Consider the following 13,077-nt stretch of genomic DNA (forward strand, 5'->3'; position numbering starts at 1 on the left):
CTTCGTGTCCACCTTCGGACCTTTGGCCGGCGTGCGCTACGGGCTGCTCGGGCTGCCGCTCGCGTTCGTCGCGCTGCCTCTTTATGTGCTGCTGCCGAACCACTACGCGCGCGCCTTCGGCGTGCCGCTCGCCACGCTGGGCGCGGTGCTGCTGGGCGCGCGGCTGCTCGATGCGCTGATCGATCCGCTGCTCGGGCGGCTCAGCGACCGGCTGCATGCGCGTTCGGCGCAAGCGGTGCTCGGCTTCGGCGCTGTCGCCGCGGGCGTCCTGCTGCTGGGCTTCGGGCTGCTCTTCTTTCCGCAACTGCTGGTCGATCCCGCGCGCCATGGCGCACTGCTCGTGGCTGCCGCCGTGCTGCTCGCGCTGACCTACGCGGGCTACAGCATGCTGAGCATCGCGCACCAGTCGTGGGGCGCGATGCTGGGCGGCGACGCCTCGCAGCGCAGTCGCATCGTGGGCTGGCGCGAAGGCATGGGCCTCGTTGGCGTGGTGCTGGCCTCGGTCGTGCCGACGCTGGCGGGACTGCCCGCGATGGTCGCGCTGTTCGGCGTGCTGCTGGTGGTGGGATGGGTCTTCTGGACACAGGCGCCACGGCCGGTGCGCGCCGCCGCGCCGCATGCGTCGATGGACCTGCGGCTGCCGCTGCGCCGTGCGCCGTTTCGCCGCCTGCTCGCGGTGTTCGTGCTCAACGGCATCGCGAGTGCGGTGCCGGCCACGCTGGTGCTGTTCTTCGTGCAGGACCGGCTGCGCGCGCCGGCCGCGATGGAGCCCGCGTTCCTCGGCCTCTACTTCGTGGTGGCCGCCGCGTCGATTCCGGCGTGGCTGCGCATCGTGCGCCGCTGGGGGCTCGCACGCAGCTGGCTCGGCGGCATGAGCATGTCGGTGGCGGTGTTCGCATGGGCCGGCGCGATGGGCGCGGGCGATGCGGTACCGTTTCTCGTCGTCTGCGCGCTGTCGGGTTTCGCGATCGGCTCGGACCTCGTGCTGCCGAGCGCGCTGCTCGCCGGAATCATTGCCGAGGCCGGCGACCAACCGCACGCCGGCGCGTACTTCGGCTGGTGGAATTTCGCGACCAAGCTCAACCTCGCGCTGGCCGCCGGCCTCGCACTGCCGCTGCTCGGGCTGGCGGGCTACGTGCCCGGCGCGCGCGATGCGTCGGCACTGCAGGCGCTGTCGCTCGCTTACTGCCTGCTGCCCTGCGTGCTCAAGGTGATCGCGGGCGTGGCGCTGTGGGCGTTGGTGATTCGATCACCCGCTTCCGCGCCGCCCGTGCCGCTTCCGGCGAAGGCTGCACCGTGAAGCCCTTCAATCCGCCGCTCGCCGACTGGCACGGCAAGACGGCGTGGATCGTCGGCGCCTCCTCGGGCATCGGCCGCGCGACGGCGCTGGCGCTGCTCGAAGGCGGCGCGCGGGTCGCGGTGTCGGCGCGCAACGGCGACGCACTCGAAGAACTTGCATCGCTGCACAACGACGCCGCGCTGCCGCCGCGCGTGATCGTTCTGCCGCTGGACGTGCGCGATGCCGCCGCGGTCGCCGCGGCGTATGCACAGCTGCAGGCGATGGCCGGCACCGTCGATCTGGTGCTCTTCAACGCCGCCACCTACGGCGTGCTGCGCGCCGACGCTTTCGCGCTCGACGAAATGCTCGCGCACCAAGAGGTCAACTACGTCGGCGCGTTGAACGTGCTGGCGGCCGTATTGCCCGGCTTCGTGGCGCGCGGCGCGGGCCACGTGTCGCTCACGGCCAGCGTCGCGGGCTTTCGCGGCCTGCCGAAAAGCCTGGCCTACGGCCCGACCAAGGCCGCGCTGACCCACCTGGCCGAGGTGCTCTACATCGACCTGCATGCGCGCGGCATCGGCGTGAGCGTGATCCAGCCGGGCTTCGTGACCACGGCGCTCACCGCGAAGAACGACTTCGCGATGCCGGCGCTGATCACGCCTGCACAGGCGGCGGAGGCCATGCTCGACGGCTGGCGCCGCGGCGCGTTCGAGATCCACTTTCCGCGGCGCTTCACGTTCTGGATGAAGCTGATGCGGTTGCTGCCGTACCGGCTCTACTTTCCGGCGGTCGCCAGGTTCACCGGGCTCTGAAAAAGAAAAAGGCGCCGCGTGGCGCCTTTCTTCGGGGCTGTGCCGTCTCAGGGCTTCGTGTCGATGAAGCTCGGGCGCAGCATGAGCTTGTCGTAGAGCTTGGCCAGGTTGCCGTGCTCGTCGCGCCAGTCGATGTCGGGAAAGCGCAGGCTGAGCCAACCCAGCGTGCAGCCCACCGCAATGTCCGACAGGCTCAGGTGGATGCCGCTGCAAAAGGGCTTGTCGCCCAGGCCCTTGGACATGGCGGCCACGCCGTCCAGGACCTTGGTGCGCTGGCGCTCGATCCAGCTGGCGCTGCGCTCGTGGTCGTTGCGGCCGGTCCAGGTGGCCTCCAGGCGCCAGAGCACGCCGGCGTCCATGACGCCGTCGGCCAGCGCTTCCCAGGTCTTGACCTCGGCGCGCTCGCGGCCCTGCTGCGGAATGAGCTTGCCGACGGGAGAGAGGGTGTCCAGGTACTCGACGATCACGCGCGAATCGAACATCGCGTCCCCGCCTTCCATGATCAGGCAGGGCACCTTGCCCAGCGGATTGGAGTTGGAGATGGTGGTGTCGGCGGACCAGACGTCCTCGATCACGAACTGGTAGTCGAGCCGCTTCTCGGCCAGCACCACGCGCACCTTGCGCACATAGGGGCTGGCGGCGGATCCGATCAGTTTCATGAAGGCTCTCTCCCTTTGCTCTTGGCTGTATGACACTTGTTCATAATCATTTTAGGTGAACGGGAAAACCGCAGGTCCGGATCCACCCCAATGTGTCGGTACCGCCCCACGAACCGCCGGCCGCCTAAAATTCGGGCATGAGCTTTTCCACCGTCTCCGCCCTCTCCCCCCTTGACGGCCGCTATGCGGCCAAACTCGCGGCGCTGCGTCCGCTGATGAGCGAACAGGGCTATATGCACCGGCGCGTGCAGGTCGAGGTGGCGTGGTTCATTGCGCTGTCCGACTGCGGCTTCGCCGAATTCAAGCCCCTGACCGGCGGCGCCCGCAAGTACCTGCTGGGCCTGGTCGCCCACTTCTCCGAGGCCGATGCACTGGCCATCAAGGAGATCGAGAAAACCACCAACCACGACGTGAAGGCCGTCGAATACTGGATCAAGTCCAAGTTCGAAGCCCGGCCCGAGCTCCTGGCCGCCGCCGAGTTCGTGCACTTCGCCTGCACCAGCGAAGACATCAACAACACCAGCCACGCCCTGCAGATCCAGGCCGCGCGCGAAAAGGTGGTGCTGCCGGCCATCGACGGCCTGATCGCCAAGCTGCGCGAAATGGCGCACCAGTTCGCGGACGTCTCGATGCTCTCGCGCACCCACGGCCAGACCGCCAGCCCGACCACCGTGGGCAAGGAAATCGCCAACGTGGCGGTGCGCCTGTCGAAGGCCCGCGCGCAGATCGCCTCGGTGCAGCTTCTGGGCAAGATGAACGGCGCCGTCGGCAACTACAACGCCCACCTGGCCGCCTGGCCCGACTTCGACTGGGAAGCCTTCAGCCGCAAGGTCATCGAGACGCCGGCGCCGCTCGGCCTGGGCCTGAGCTTCCAGCCGTACAGCATCCAGATCGAGCCGCACGACTACATGGCCGAGCTCTTCGACGCGGTGGCGCGCGCCAACACGATCCTGGTCGACTTCTCGCGCGACGTGTGGGGCTACGTGAGCCTGGGCTACTTCAAGCAGCGCCTGAAGAAGGGCGAGATCGGCTCCTCGACGATGCCGCACAAGGTCAACCCGATCGACTTCGAGAACGCCGAAGGCAACCTGGGCCTGGCCAACGCGGTGCTGCGCCACCTGAGCGAGAAGCTCCCCATCAGCCGCTGGCAGCGCGACCTGACCGACAGCACGGTGCTGCGCAACATCGGCGTGGCCTTCGGCTACGCGACGCTCGCCTACGCGAGCCTGGCCACGGGCCTGGGCAAGCTGGAGCTCAACGAAGAGGCGCTGGCCGAAGACCTCGATGCATCGTGGGAAGTGCTGGCCGAACCGATCCAGACCGTGATGCGCCGCTACGGCGTGCAGGGCGCCTACGAGCAGCTGAAGGAAGTGACGCGCGGCAAGACCGTCACGGCCGAGGCGCTGCACGGGCTGATCCGCTCGCTGGCCATTCCGGAAGAGGAAAAGGCCCGCCTCCTGGCCATGACTCCCGCCAGCTACGTCGGCAAGGCTGCGGAGCTCGCCCGTAGAATCTGACGCGCTTGTGCATCGATCTACCAACCGCGGCGAGCGGTTGGCGCGGTCCGCACACAGACCCCGACTTCCCAGCCAACGCACCCCGCCGCGGGCGCGCCAGCCAACAACCATGACGGGACTCCTCGAGGTCCCCGTGATTCATGCTGCGCGCTCCGCTGCGACGTCTCTGGCTGAAGATCCACCGCTGGACCGGGCTCACGCTCGGCCCGATCCTGGCCCTCACGGCGCTGCTGGGCGCGGTGCTGGTGGTGTCCCGGCCGATCGATCGCCAGGTCCATTCCGATTTCTTCGTCGCGCGCACCGCGGGTGATGCCATCGCGGCCACGGCTGCGCTGCCGCTGGAGCCCCTGCGCCAGCGCATCGTGGCCGAGTTCGGCCCCGACACCAGCTTCACGCTGCGCCCACCCCACCACCCCGACGAAACGCTCTGGGTGCTGGTGCGCGGCAAGTGGGACGGCACGCTCTACCTGGACCCGGCCACCGGCGCCGAGCAGGGCCGGCGCGGCACCGAAGAGGGCTTCTACAACCTGGCCTACAAGGTCCACAACAGCCTGCTGCTGGGCAGCACCGGCAAGGGCATCCTGGCGTTCGTGGCGCTGTCGTACCTGTTCCTCCTGGTGACGGGCCTGGTGCTGTGGTGGCCCACGCGCTGGCCGCCGTCGCTGCGCATCGTGCTGGACCGCGGATTGCTGCGCGGCCTGTTCGACCTGCACCGCACGGGCGGCGCGGTGCTGGGCCTCCTGATCGCGGTGTCGGTGGCCACGGGCGCCTACATGGCGTGGCGGCCGCTGGGCGGCTTCATCTCCGCCGCCGTGGGCCAGAAGCCGGTCAAGGCGCCGACGATCCCCAAGAGCAGCGCAAGCGGCCCGCGCATGCCGCTGGACGAACTCGTGGCCCGCGCGCAGCAGGTGTACCCAGGCCAGCCGATCGGCTACCTGCTGGTGCCCGGCAAGGCGGATCGACCGATTCGCGTGCGCTTTCGGCTGCCCGACGATCCGCACCCGAACGGCATCAGCTCCGTGTGGCTGAACCCGGTCAGTGGCGAGGTGCTCGCCGCGCGCAAGTGGCAGGAGCTGGACGCCGGCAACGGCGCGGTGGCGGTGATCTTTCCGCTGCACACGGGCGAGCTGGGCGGCGTGGCCCACCAGGTCGTCACCGCGCTGCTGGGCCTGGCGCTCGGCGGCCTGGGCTTCAGCGGCATCTGGCTCTGGTGGCGCCGCCGCGCGATGGCCGCCGCGGCTCGCAACAACAACGCGCTGTCCAGCCGGACGACGTCCTGAGGCCCGAGGCCATCCTCGAACCCGAAGAAGACGCCCCACGTCCCGCGCACGGTTTTCCTGTTTTTTTCATTCCCGGAGGAGTCCCCTTGTTCCCGCACAAACGCACAGCCATTGCGATGGCGCTGTTACCCCTGAGCCTGCAGAGCTTCGCCGCCGACGCAGACCCCGCGGCCGATCCGTCCAAGTCGTCGCTGGACACCATCACCGTCACCGGTGACTGGCTCGCCAACCCCAACGAGAAGAAGGTGCTGGAGCACGCCGGCGCGCGCAGCATCGTGGAGCGCAAGCAGATCGAGGAAAGCGGCGCCTCCAGCGTGCGCGACGTGCTGCGCCAGATCCCGGGCGTGCAGGTGCAGGAGAGCAACGGCACCGGCGGCAGCGACATCTCGCTGAACGTGGGCGTGCGCGGCCTCACCTCGCGGCTGTCGCCGCGCTCGACGATCCTGCTGGACGGCGTGCCGCTCGCCTACGCGCCTTACGGCCAGCCGCAGCTGTCGCTGGCGCCACTGTCTCTGGGCAGCATCGAGACGGTCGACGTGGTGCGCGGCGCGGGCTCGGTGCGCTATGGCCCCCAGAACGTGGGCGGCATCATCAACTTCGTGACGCGCGCGATCCCCAAGCAGTTCTCGGGCGAGGTGGGCGTGGGCCTGGAGAGCGCCGGCCACGGCGGCGGCACCAAGACGACGCCCACGCTGTTCGTCGGCGGCACCAACGACAAGGGCCTGGGTCTCGCGCTGCTGTATTCGGGCACGCACGGCGACGGCTTTCGCCAGAGCAACGACCACACGAGCATCGACGACCTGATGCTCAAGGGCGCCTACCGCATCTCCGGCACCGACGACATCGCGGTGTCGCTGCATCACTTCGAGGGCAGCGGCCGCATGCCGGGTGGCTTGACGACGGCGCAGTTCGCGGCGAATCCGTTCCAGTCGGACCGCCCCTTCGACGAATTCACCGGCCGGCGCACCGACGGCTCGATCAAGTACACGCACAACGACGGCGTGAACAAGTTCGAGATGCTGGGCTACTACACCGACTCGTTCCGCGGCAGCCACCTGGAGCAGGAAGGCACCGGCGCCAATGCCGGGAAGCGCCGCCTGACCAGCGCGCCGCGCAACTACAAGACCTTCGCCATCGAGCCGCGCTACTCGCGCCTGATCGATTCGGGCGACGTGGTGCAGGAAGTGAGCGTCGGTTTCCGCTACCTGCGCGAAGAGGCCTCCGAGGTGGCGACGCGCAGCGCCTACTACACGCCGCGCCCGGGCTTCGATGCCTACAGTCTGGCCAACCCGGCCTACCAGACCAGCAAGGGCGGCACGGTGGCGCACGCGTTCTACATCGACGACCGCATCGACATCGGCAACTGGACGATCACGCCGGGCGTGCGCTATGAATCGTTCCGTTCGCACAACGACGTGTTCACCGTGGCGAACAACCGCATCACGAACGCGATCTATCCGACGATCGATTCCAACGAAGTGCTGCCCACGCTGTCGGTGCTCTACCGCATGAACGAGCGCTGGTCGCTGTTCGCGAATGCCGGCGTGTCCTTCGGCCCGCAGCAGTACGCGCAGCTTGCGCAGTCCACCACCAGCCTGCACCCCGAGAAGGCCAAGACCTACGAAATCGGCACGCACTACAAGGGCGAGGCCTGGAGCGGCGAGCTCACGCTGTTCAACATCAACTTCGACAAGGAGCTGCTGCTGGCGCGCTCGATCACCGGCGACGTCGGCCAGTGGACCGACCTGGGCGCCACGCGCCACCGCGGCGTGGAATCGGCGCTGCGCTACGAGCTGAGCGACCTGAGCGCATCGCTCAAGGGGCTGTCGGTGTCGGGCACGTACACGTACACGCAGGCCACCTCCAAGGCCGGCAATTTCGCCGGGCGCGACCTGCCGTTCTATTCGCGCCAGATCTTGACGCTCGGCGCGCGCTACGAGCGCGGCCCGTGGACGCTCAATGCCGACGTGTACGCGCAATCCAAGCAGCGCTCGCCCGGCTCGCCGGACGACGGCGCGCAGTACGTGACGCTGGAAGATTCGACCGGCCGGCTCGGCAACATCCCGGGCTACACCACGATGAACCTGCGCGCCGCGTACGACTTCGGCCCGTCGATGAGCCACCTGAAGCTGGCCGTCGGCGTGAAGAACCTGTTCGACCGCCGCTACTACAACCGCTCGGTGGACAACAACGGCGGCAAGTACGTCGGCCAGCCGCGCACGGTGTACCTGCAGGCGTCGGTGGCGTTCTGACGGCCGTCGTGCGCGGGCGGTCGTGGACGTGCGCGGCAGGCATACTCGCGCACCCATGGCCCTCAAATCCACCATCTTCAAGGTCGCCCTCGCGGTGGCCGACATCGACCACGGCTACTACGCCGACCATGCGCTGACCCTGGCGCGCCACCCGAGCGAGACCGACGAGCGGATGATGATCCGCCTGGTCGCGCTCGCGCTGAACGCCCACCAGCTGCAGGACATCTGCCAGGGCGACGGCACGCTCGCGTTCGGCGCAGGCCTCTCGAACGTGGACGAGCCCGACGTCTGGCTGCGCGACTTCACGGGCGAGACCAAGATCTGGATCGAGGTCGGCCAGCCCGAGGACAAGCCCATCATCAAGGCCTGCGGCAAGGCGGACGAGGTGATCGTCTACTGCTTCAACCATGCGGCCGAGATCTGGTGGCGCGGCATAGAGAACAAGCTCACGCGGCCGCAGAACCTGAAGGTCTACCGCGTGCCGACGGAAGCCTCGCAGGCGCTGGCCGCGCTCGCGCAGCGCAGCATGCAGCTGCAGGCGACCATCCAGGAAAACACGCTCACGCTGGGCGATGGCACGAACAGCATCGACGTCGAGCTGCTGCGCTGGAAGTAGCGCCTCGCCCCCGCAGCGCTAGGCGGCCGGCATCATCTCGCCGCACTGCCAGCACTGCTCGAAACCACCCTCGATCCGCTCACCGCACACGCACTGCCAGTTGCGCTGCGGCCGGTGCTGCGCTGCGTGCAGCAGCTCCTTGGCGCGCTCGAACTGGGCGTCGTCTTCGATCCAGATTTCGGGCAGGCACTGGTCGGGCGGCAGCTGGCCCATCACGGCACCGAGGAATTCGCGCTGCACCGAGGCTTCGACACCGTCCTCCCGCAAGGCGTGAACCCACAGCGTCGCGATCGCGAGATTGGGCGCTTGGGCGAGGCGACGCATGGGCTGCCTCTCAGGGCGCGTCGTCGGGGCCGAGAGGCTCGGCGGGGTCATCGGGCCACTGCGGCGGCTCGGCTTCGCGCGCCCGCTCGGCGTACTTGTTGAAGCGCCAGGCCGAGTCTTCCATCGTGATGCGGCGCCAGGTCACGCGCTTCTCGACCGGCGTCATGGCGGGCCAGTGCTGCACTTCGTCGAAGCTGCGCCCGCAGCCCTTGCATTCGTCGTCGCCCTGGCTGGTGGAGCAGATCGCGATGCAGGGCGTGTCGGGGGTGCTGTGGTACCAGTCGAGCCAGGCGGCCCAGGCCTTGGGCGGGAAGCCGACCTCGTCGACCTCGTCCTCGTGGTGGTACACCATGAGCGCGTAGACCTCGGCGAGCGCGCGCAATTCGGGTGCCAGCGTGACGCCGTCGGGCGAAGGACTCTTGGCGCGCCAGTGGTTGATGGCGGCCTCGATGTCGGTGATGTGGATGGCGGCCATGGGAGAGTGAAAAAGCAGCGAGCGGCGATCATAGTCCGCCAATGTCCCGCGGCCGCGAAGGGACATGAGTGCTACAAAAAACATAGCGCGAGAGCCCCTGTTCACGGGCCCTGCCGGGCGGTTCCTTTTAAATCGCTGAAAACTTTCGGTTGCCACGCCGCGGCCTTCGATGCTCTAATTCCGCCCACGAAGGGGAGTAGCTCCCGACCGCTGTGGACAACGGCGGACATCGACAGGTCGTCAATACGAAGCACAACACTTCCGGCCTTTCGGACAACGCATGCGCACTGGCGCAGGCGCTGTCGAGCAAGACCTTCGATTTGAACCTGTGCAGGTTTGGTCGAAGCGTTCACCAAGTCCCCGGAGTCTCCGGCGTCTTCGTTTCTTCGCTTTCGACCAGCCCCGCGCGGGATGAATCGAAACGCATCGGTATGCGCCTGTCCGTCGTGATCCACACAAGGAGCGGCAGGAACGGCGCGAAGACAAAGAGGAAACTATGGAACTGTTCATGACCCCGGAGTTCTGGGTCGCTGTCGGTCAGATCATCATGATCGACATCCTGCTGGGTGGCGACAACGCCGTCGTCATCGCGCTGGCTTGCCGCAAGCTCCCGCCGGCCCAACGCACCAAGGGCATCCTGTGGGGCACCGCCGGCGCGATCATCCTGCGCGTGATCCTGATCTTCTTCGCGCTCACGCTCCTGGCCATTCCGTTCCTGAAGCTGGTGGGCGCGATCCTGCTGGTGTGGATCGGCATCAAGCTGCTGGCGCCCGAGCATGACGACGCGCACGGCAACATCACCGGCAGCGACAAACTGTGGGGTGCCGTGAAGACCGTGATCATTGCCGACCTGGTGATGAGCGTGGACAACGTGATCGCCATTGCCGGCGCCGCACAGGGTGCGGGCGAAGGCCACCAGATGCCGCTCGTGATCTTCGGCCTGCTCGTGAGCATTCCGATCATCGTCTGGGGCAGCCAGCTGGTCATCAAGCTGATGGACCGCTTCCCGCTGATCATCACGCTGGGCGGCATGCTGCTGGGCTGGATCGCCGGCACGATGGCCGTCTCGGACCCGGCGCTCGCGAACCCCGCCAACTGGACCTGGGTGCCCAAGGTGCCGCAGACCGACACGATCAAGTACGCAGCCGGCATCGGCGGCGCACTGCTGGTGCTCGCGGTCGGCAAGTGGGTGGCCATGCGCCAGGCCCGCAACAAGCCGGCTGCGGCCGTGACGACCGGTTGAGCACTGGCTTACCCCATTGATCGCCCGAAGCTTCGCTGAGAAACTTTCCTGTCCAAACCAGTCTCTGCCACTCTAACTATCCGAAGGAGCACTCATGGAAAAGATCATTCTTTATGTCGACGACGCCGTGTATGCCAGCGAGCAGTTCGCCGAACTCGCACCGGACGCCAACAGCGTCGTGGCGCGCCATTGGGTGCTCGTGGCCTGCGCGCCGCGCATGACGCATCGCATCAGCAAGTGGGTGAGCCACAGCGCGCGCGAGAACTGGCGCGCCAAGTGGTTCAGCAAGGTGCAGGCACAGATGCTGCCCCTGCTCGAGCGCAACGGCGGGCAGGTGACGGCGGTGCTGGCCAAGGGCCCGCTGGCCGAGCTGACGCAGCAACTGAAGCGCGAGCACGCGGCCACCCACGTGGTCGATGCGCGCCGCCCGAAGATCGGCGTCGACCTGGAACCGGTCACGCCCGAGCAGACGCCGGCCCACCAGTCGGGCTGGGCCTTTCCCGGCGCGGTGATGGGCATGGGCGCGTTGCTGGTGCTGGCGAACGAACTGGCTGAATAGGCAAGGCAGACACTCCCCGACGAGCCCCGGCGCGGCAACGCTCCGGGGCTCGTTGTTTTGAGGGCTCTGGGGTATCCTGCGCCGCATGCGCATCATCATCAAATGGCTGCTCAGCGCTGTCGCGCTGCTCGCGGTGGCTTATCTCTACCCCGGTGTCCAGGTTGCGAGCTTCGGCTCCGCGCTCATCGCGGCCGCGGTGATCGGGCTGCTCAACATGATCGTGCGGCCGGTGCTGGTGGTGCTGACGCTGCCGGTCACCATCGTCACGCTGGGGCTGTTCCTGTTCGTGATCAACGCGCTGCTGTTCTGGGCCGCGTCGGGGCTCCTCGGCGGCTTTCACGTCAACGGCTTCGTGGCCGCGCTGATCGGCTCGCTGATCTACTCGCTGCTGGGCCTTCTCATCGAGACCGCGCTGGGCGGGCTGCTCTCCAAGCGCTGAGCATCACCCGCGCCGCTGCCGCTACTTCAGCGGCGGCTCTTCGGCCTGCTGCTTCACCAGCACATCGACGGCCCGCGCGCGGGTGTCGATGATCGACGCCTCGTAGTGATCGATGGGGCCGCCCGACTTGCGCACCAGCTCCTGCGCCGCCTTGAAGCGGTCGCGCGCCGCGGGGTAATCGAGGATCGCCACGTTGGCCTCGGCATCGGCGCGCACCGCGCGCAGCGTGTCGTTCTGCGCGCCATAGAGGTTCCCCAGCGCGCGCCACACCGTGGCGTCGCGCGGATTGGCGGCCACCCAATCGCGCAGCACAGGAATCATCGGCGCGGGCTGGCGCGTGGCGGTTGCGGCCTCGGCCGCGAGGATCATCTCGGGACGTTCCTTCGATCTGGCATCGAGCAGCGCGGCGGCCTTGGCCGGCGCGCCGGCGGCCAGTTCGATCTCGGCACTGAGCCAGCGCGCCTGCTTCGCCGCGGCCGGGTCTTCCGCGGTGCGTGCCACGAGCCGCTCGGCCAGCGTGCGCGCGGCCTTGTAGTCGCGCAGCTCCTTGGCCGCGAGCGCCGCCGCGTAGAGCGTTCCGGCCTGCTGGGCCGGCGTGCTCCGGGCGAATTCGCCGCTGCCGGCCGAGTCGATCCAGAGCCGCAGCACATCGACGCCCGGCCGCGTCAGCACGCGGGCGCGAGAGGCGATCATCGCGTGGTCCATTGCGAGCGGCAGCGCGGGGGCGGTGTCCATGCGGAACTGGAAGCGCCCCTGCATGTCGGAGATACGCTCGGTCGTGAGTGGATGGCTCCGCAGATACGGGTAGGAGCCGTTGTCGTTCAGGCGCGAGGCGTACTGCAGCTTCTCGAACATGGCCGCCGCCCCCTGCGGCGAGAAACCCGCCTGCGTCATCACGCCGAAGCCGATGCGGTCGGCCTCGCGCTCCATGTCGCGCGAGAAGCTCAGCTGGTTCTGCATGAAGAGCGCCTGGCTGCCCATGATCACCGCCTGCCCGGCGTCGCCGTTGCGGCTCTTGCTGGCCGCGATCATCCCGAGAATGAGGCCCGCGATCATGAGCGGCATCTGCTTGCCCTGCTTGCTCATGATCCGCGAGATGTGGCGCTGCGTGACGTGCGAGAGCTCGTGCCCGAGCACCGTTGCCAGTTCGTCGCGGCTGCCGACCGCGGCCACCAGCCCCAGGTTCAGCCCCAGGTAGCCGCCCGGCAGCGCGAAGGCATTGATGTTGCGGTCGCGGCCCAGGAGGACGGTCCAGGCGAAGCGCTCGTCCAGCTCGGGCGTGAGCTCGCCGCGCGCGCGGGCGGCGGTCAGGAGGCGCTGCCAGATCTCCTGCACATAGGCGGCGATCACCGGATCGTCGATGTAGTCGGTGTCCCGGTAGAGCTCGCGGGCGATCTGGTCGCCCAGGCTGCGCTCGGCGCTGGCGGTCATTTCGCCGCCGTCGCCCAAGCCGGGCAGGATCTGCTGCATCTGCGCGCTGGCGGGTATCGGCATCAGGGCCTGTGCCGCTATCAAAACGGAAGCACATATCGCGCGCAGGGCGGGCGTTGCGGTGGTCTTTGGCTTTGCGGAGGGAGTCAAGCGCAGCATTCCTCGTCCATGGCTCGGGCTCGTATGATGCA

13 protein-coding genes are annotated in these 13,077 nt (G+C 68.1%); 9 read left to right on the plus strand and 4 right to left on the minus strand.

The window, feature by feature from the left end; translation table 11 throughout:
- Positions 1-4 precede the first annotated feature (4 nt).
- Together JC881_RS08780 and JC881_RS08785 are read left to right on the plus strand one after the other, a co-directional pair.
- Positions 5-1,300: an MFS transporter gene (locus JC881_RS08780; protein WP_198785341.1), complete on the plus strand. Its 1,296-nt coding sequence runs from the start codon at positions 5-7 to the stop codon at positions 1,298-1,300.
- The gene (locus tag JC881_RS08785; RefSeq protein ID WP_198785342.1) at positions 1,297-2,091 is read left to right on the plus strand and encodes an SDR family NAD(P)-dependent oxidoreductase; all 795 of its coding nucleotides are present in this window, start codon (positions 1,297-1,299) and stop codon (positions 2,089-2,091) included. The genes JC881_RS08780 and JC881_RS08785 overlap by 4 nt, the downstream gene beginning before the upstream one ends.
- A gap of 47 nt (positions 2,092-2,138) precedes the next feature.
- Here JC881_RS08785 and JC881_RS08790 read toward each other — a convergent pair whose 3' ends face one another.
- A complete protein-coding gene (locus JC881_RS08790) occupies positions 2,139-2,750 on the minus strand; it encodes a glutathione S-transferase N-terminal domain-containing protein (protein WP_198785343.1) in 612 nt (203 codons plus the stop codon).
- Between the two features lie 137 nt (positions 2,751-2,887).
- Between JC881_RS08790 and purB the strand changes: the two genes are divergently transcribed.
- From purB to JC881_RS08810, 4 genes are all read left to right on the plus strand, one after another.
- Positions 2,888-4,267 (plus strand): adenylosuccinate lyase, encoded by a 1,380-nt coding sequence (gene purB / locus JC881_RS08795; protein WP_198785344.1) that lies wholly within the window; start codon positions 2,888-2,890, stop codon positions 4,265-4,267.
- Between the two features lie 140 nt (positions 4,268-4,407).
- Positions 4,408-5,547: a PepSY-associated TM helix domain-containing protein gene (locus tag JC881_RS08800; protein ID WP_198785345.1), complete on the plus strand. Its 1,140-nt coding sequence runs from the start codon at positions 4,408-4,410 to the stop codon at positions 5,545-5,547.
- Between the two features lie 116 nt (positions 5,548-5,663).
- Complete coding sequence (locus JC881_RS08805) at positions 5,664-7,799, plus strand: TonB-dependent receptor family protein (protein WP_198785621.1); 2,136 nt, start codon at positions 5,664-5,666, stop codon at positions 7,797-7,799.
- A 55-nt stretch (positions 7,800-7,854) separates the two neighbouring features.
- Complete coding sequence (locus JC881_RS08810; protein WP_198785346.1) at positions 7,855-8,415, plus strand: YaeQ family protein; 561 nt, start codon at positions 7,855-7,857, stop codon at positions 8,413-8,415.
- A gap of 18 nt (positions 8,416-8,433) precedes the next feature.
- Here the strand turns inward: JC881_RS08810 and JC881_RS08815 are convergent, their stop codons facing one another.
- On the minus strand, positions 8,434-8,739 hold the full coding sequence (locus JC881_RS08815) for a putative signal transducing protein (protein ID WP_198785347.1): 306 nt from the start codon (positions 8,737-8,739) through the stop codon (positions 8,434-8,436).
- 10 nt (positions 8,740-8,749) lie between these two features.
- Positions 8,750-9,214, minus strand: a complete 465-nt coding sequence (locus JC881_RS08820) for a DUF3717 domain-containing protein (protein ID WP_198785348.1) — start codon at positions 9,212-9,214, stop codon at positions 8,750-8,752.
- 496 nt (positions 9,215-9,710) lie between these two features.
- Between JC881_RS08820 and JC881_RS08825 the strand changes: the two genes are divergently transcribed.
- The 3 genes from JC881_RS08825 (at position 9,711) to JC881_RS08835 (ending at position 11,455) form a co-directional block, all read left to right on the plus strand.
- On the plus strand, positions 9,711-10,457 hold the full coding sequence (locus JC881_RS08825; RefSeq protein WP_198785349.1) for a TerC family protein: 747 nt from the start codon (positions 9,711-9,713) through the stop codon (positions 10,455-10,457).
- A gap of 94 nt (positions 10,458-10,551) precedes the next feature.
- Entirely contained in the window at positions 10,552-11,016 is a 465-nt protein-coding gene (locus JC881_RS08830; protein ID WP_198785350.1) for a hypothetical protein, read from the plus strand.
- An 85-nt stretch (positions 11,017-11,101) separates the two neighbouring features.
- Positions 11,102-11,455, plus strand: a complete 354-nt coding sequence (locus JC881_RS08835) for a phage holin family protein (protein ID WP_198785351.1) — start codon at positions 11,102-11,104, stop codon at positions 11,453-11,455.
- A 21-nt stretch (positions 11,456-11,476) separates the two neighbouring features.
- Here JC881_RS08835 and JC881_RS08840 read toward each other — a convergent pair whose 3' ends face one another.
- The gene (locus tag JC881_RS08840) at positions 11,477-13,045 is read right to left on the minus strand and encodes a M48 family metalloprotease (RefSeq protein WP_198785352.1); all 1,569 of its coding nucleotides are present in this window, start codon (positions 13,043-13,045) and stop codon (positions 11,477-11,479) included.
- Between the last annotated feature and the right edge of the window lie 32 nt (positions 13,046-13,077).

The organism is Variovorax sp. IB41 (assembly GCF_016405905.1).
In the GTDB taxonomy this organism is placed as follows: Bacteria; Pseudomonadota; Gammaproteobacteria; order Burkholderiales; family Burkholderiaceae_C; genus Variovorax.

Excerpts from the sequence above, each read along its gene's own strand:
- JC881_RS08790 (WP_198785343.1), bottom strand. The coding sequence starts at position 2,750 with ATGAAACTGATCGGATCCGCCGCCAGCCCCTATGTGCGCAAGGTGCGC.
- purB (WP_198785344.1), top strand. The coding sequence starts at position 2,888 with ATGAGCTTTTCCACCGTCTCCGCCCTCTCCCCCCTTGACGGCCGCTAT.
- JC881_RS08800 (WP_198785345.1), top strand. The coding sequence starts at position 4,408 with ATGCTGCGCGCTCCGCTGCGACGTCTCTGGCTGAAGATCCACCGCTGG.
- JC881_RS08805 (WP_198785621.1), top strand. The coding sequence starts at position 5,664 with ATGGCGCTGTTACCCCTGAGCCTGCAGAGCTTCGCCGCCGACGCAGAC.
- JC881_RS08810 (WP_198785346.1), top strand. The coding sequence starts at position 7,855 with ATGGCCCTCAAATCCACCATCTTCAAGGTCGCCCTCGCGGTGGCCGAC.
- JC881_RS08815 (WP_198785347.1), bottom strand. The coding sequence starts at position 8,739 with ATGCGTCGCCTCGCCCAAGCGCCCAATCTCGCGATCGCGACGCTGTGG.
- JC881_RS08820 (WP_198785348.1), bottom strand. The coding sequence starts at position 9,214 with ATGGCCGCCATCCACATCACCGACATCGAGGCCGCCATCAACCACTGG.
- JC881_RS08825 (WP_198785349.1), top strand. The coding sequence starts at position 9,711 with ATGGAACTGTTCATGACCCCGGAGTTCTGGGTCGCTGTCGGTCAGATC.
- JC881_RS08830 (WP_198785350.1), top strand. The coding sequence starts at position 10,552 with ATGGAAAAGATCATTCTTTATGTCGACGACGCCGTGTATGCCAGCGAG.
- JC881_RS08835 (WP_198785351.1), top strand. The coding sequence starts at position 11,102 with ATGCGCATCATCATCAAATGGCTGCTCAGCGCTGTCGCGCTGCTCGCG.
- JC881_RS08840 (WP_198785352.1), bottom strand. The coding sequence starts at position 13,045 with ATGCTGCGCTTGACTCCCTCCGCAAAGCCAAAGACCACCGCAACGCCC.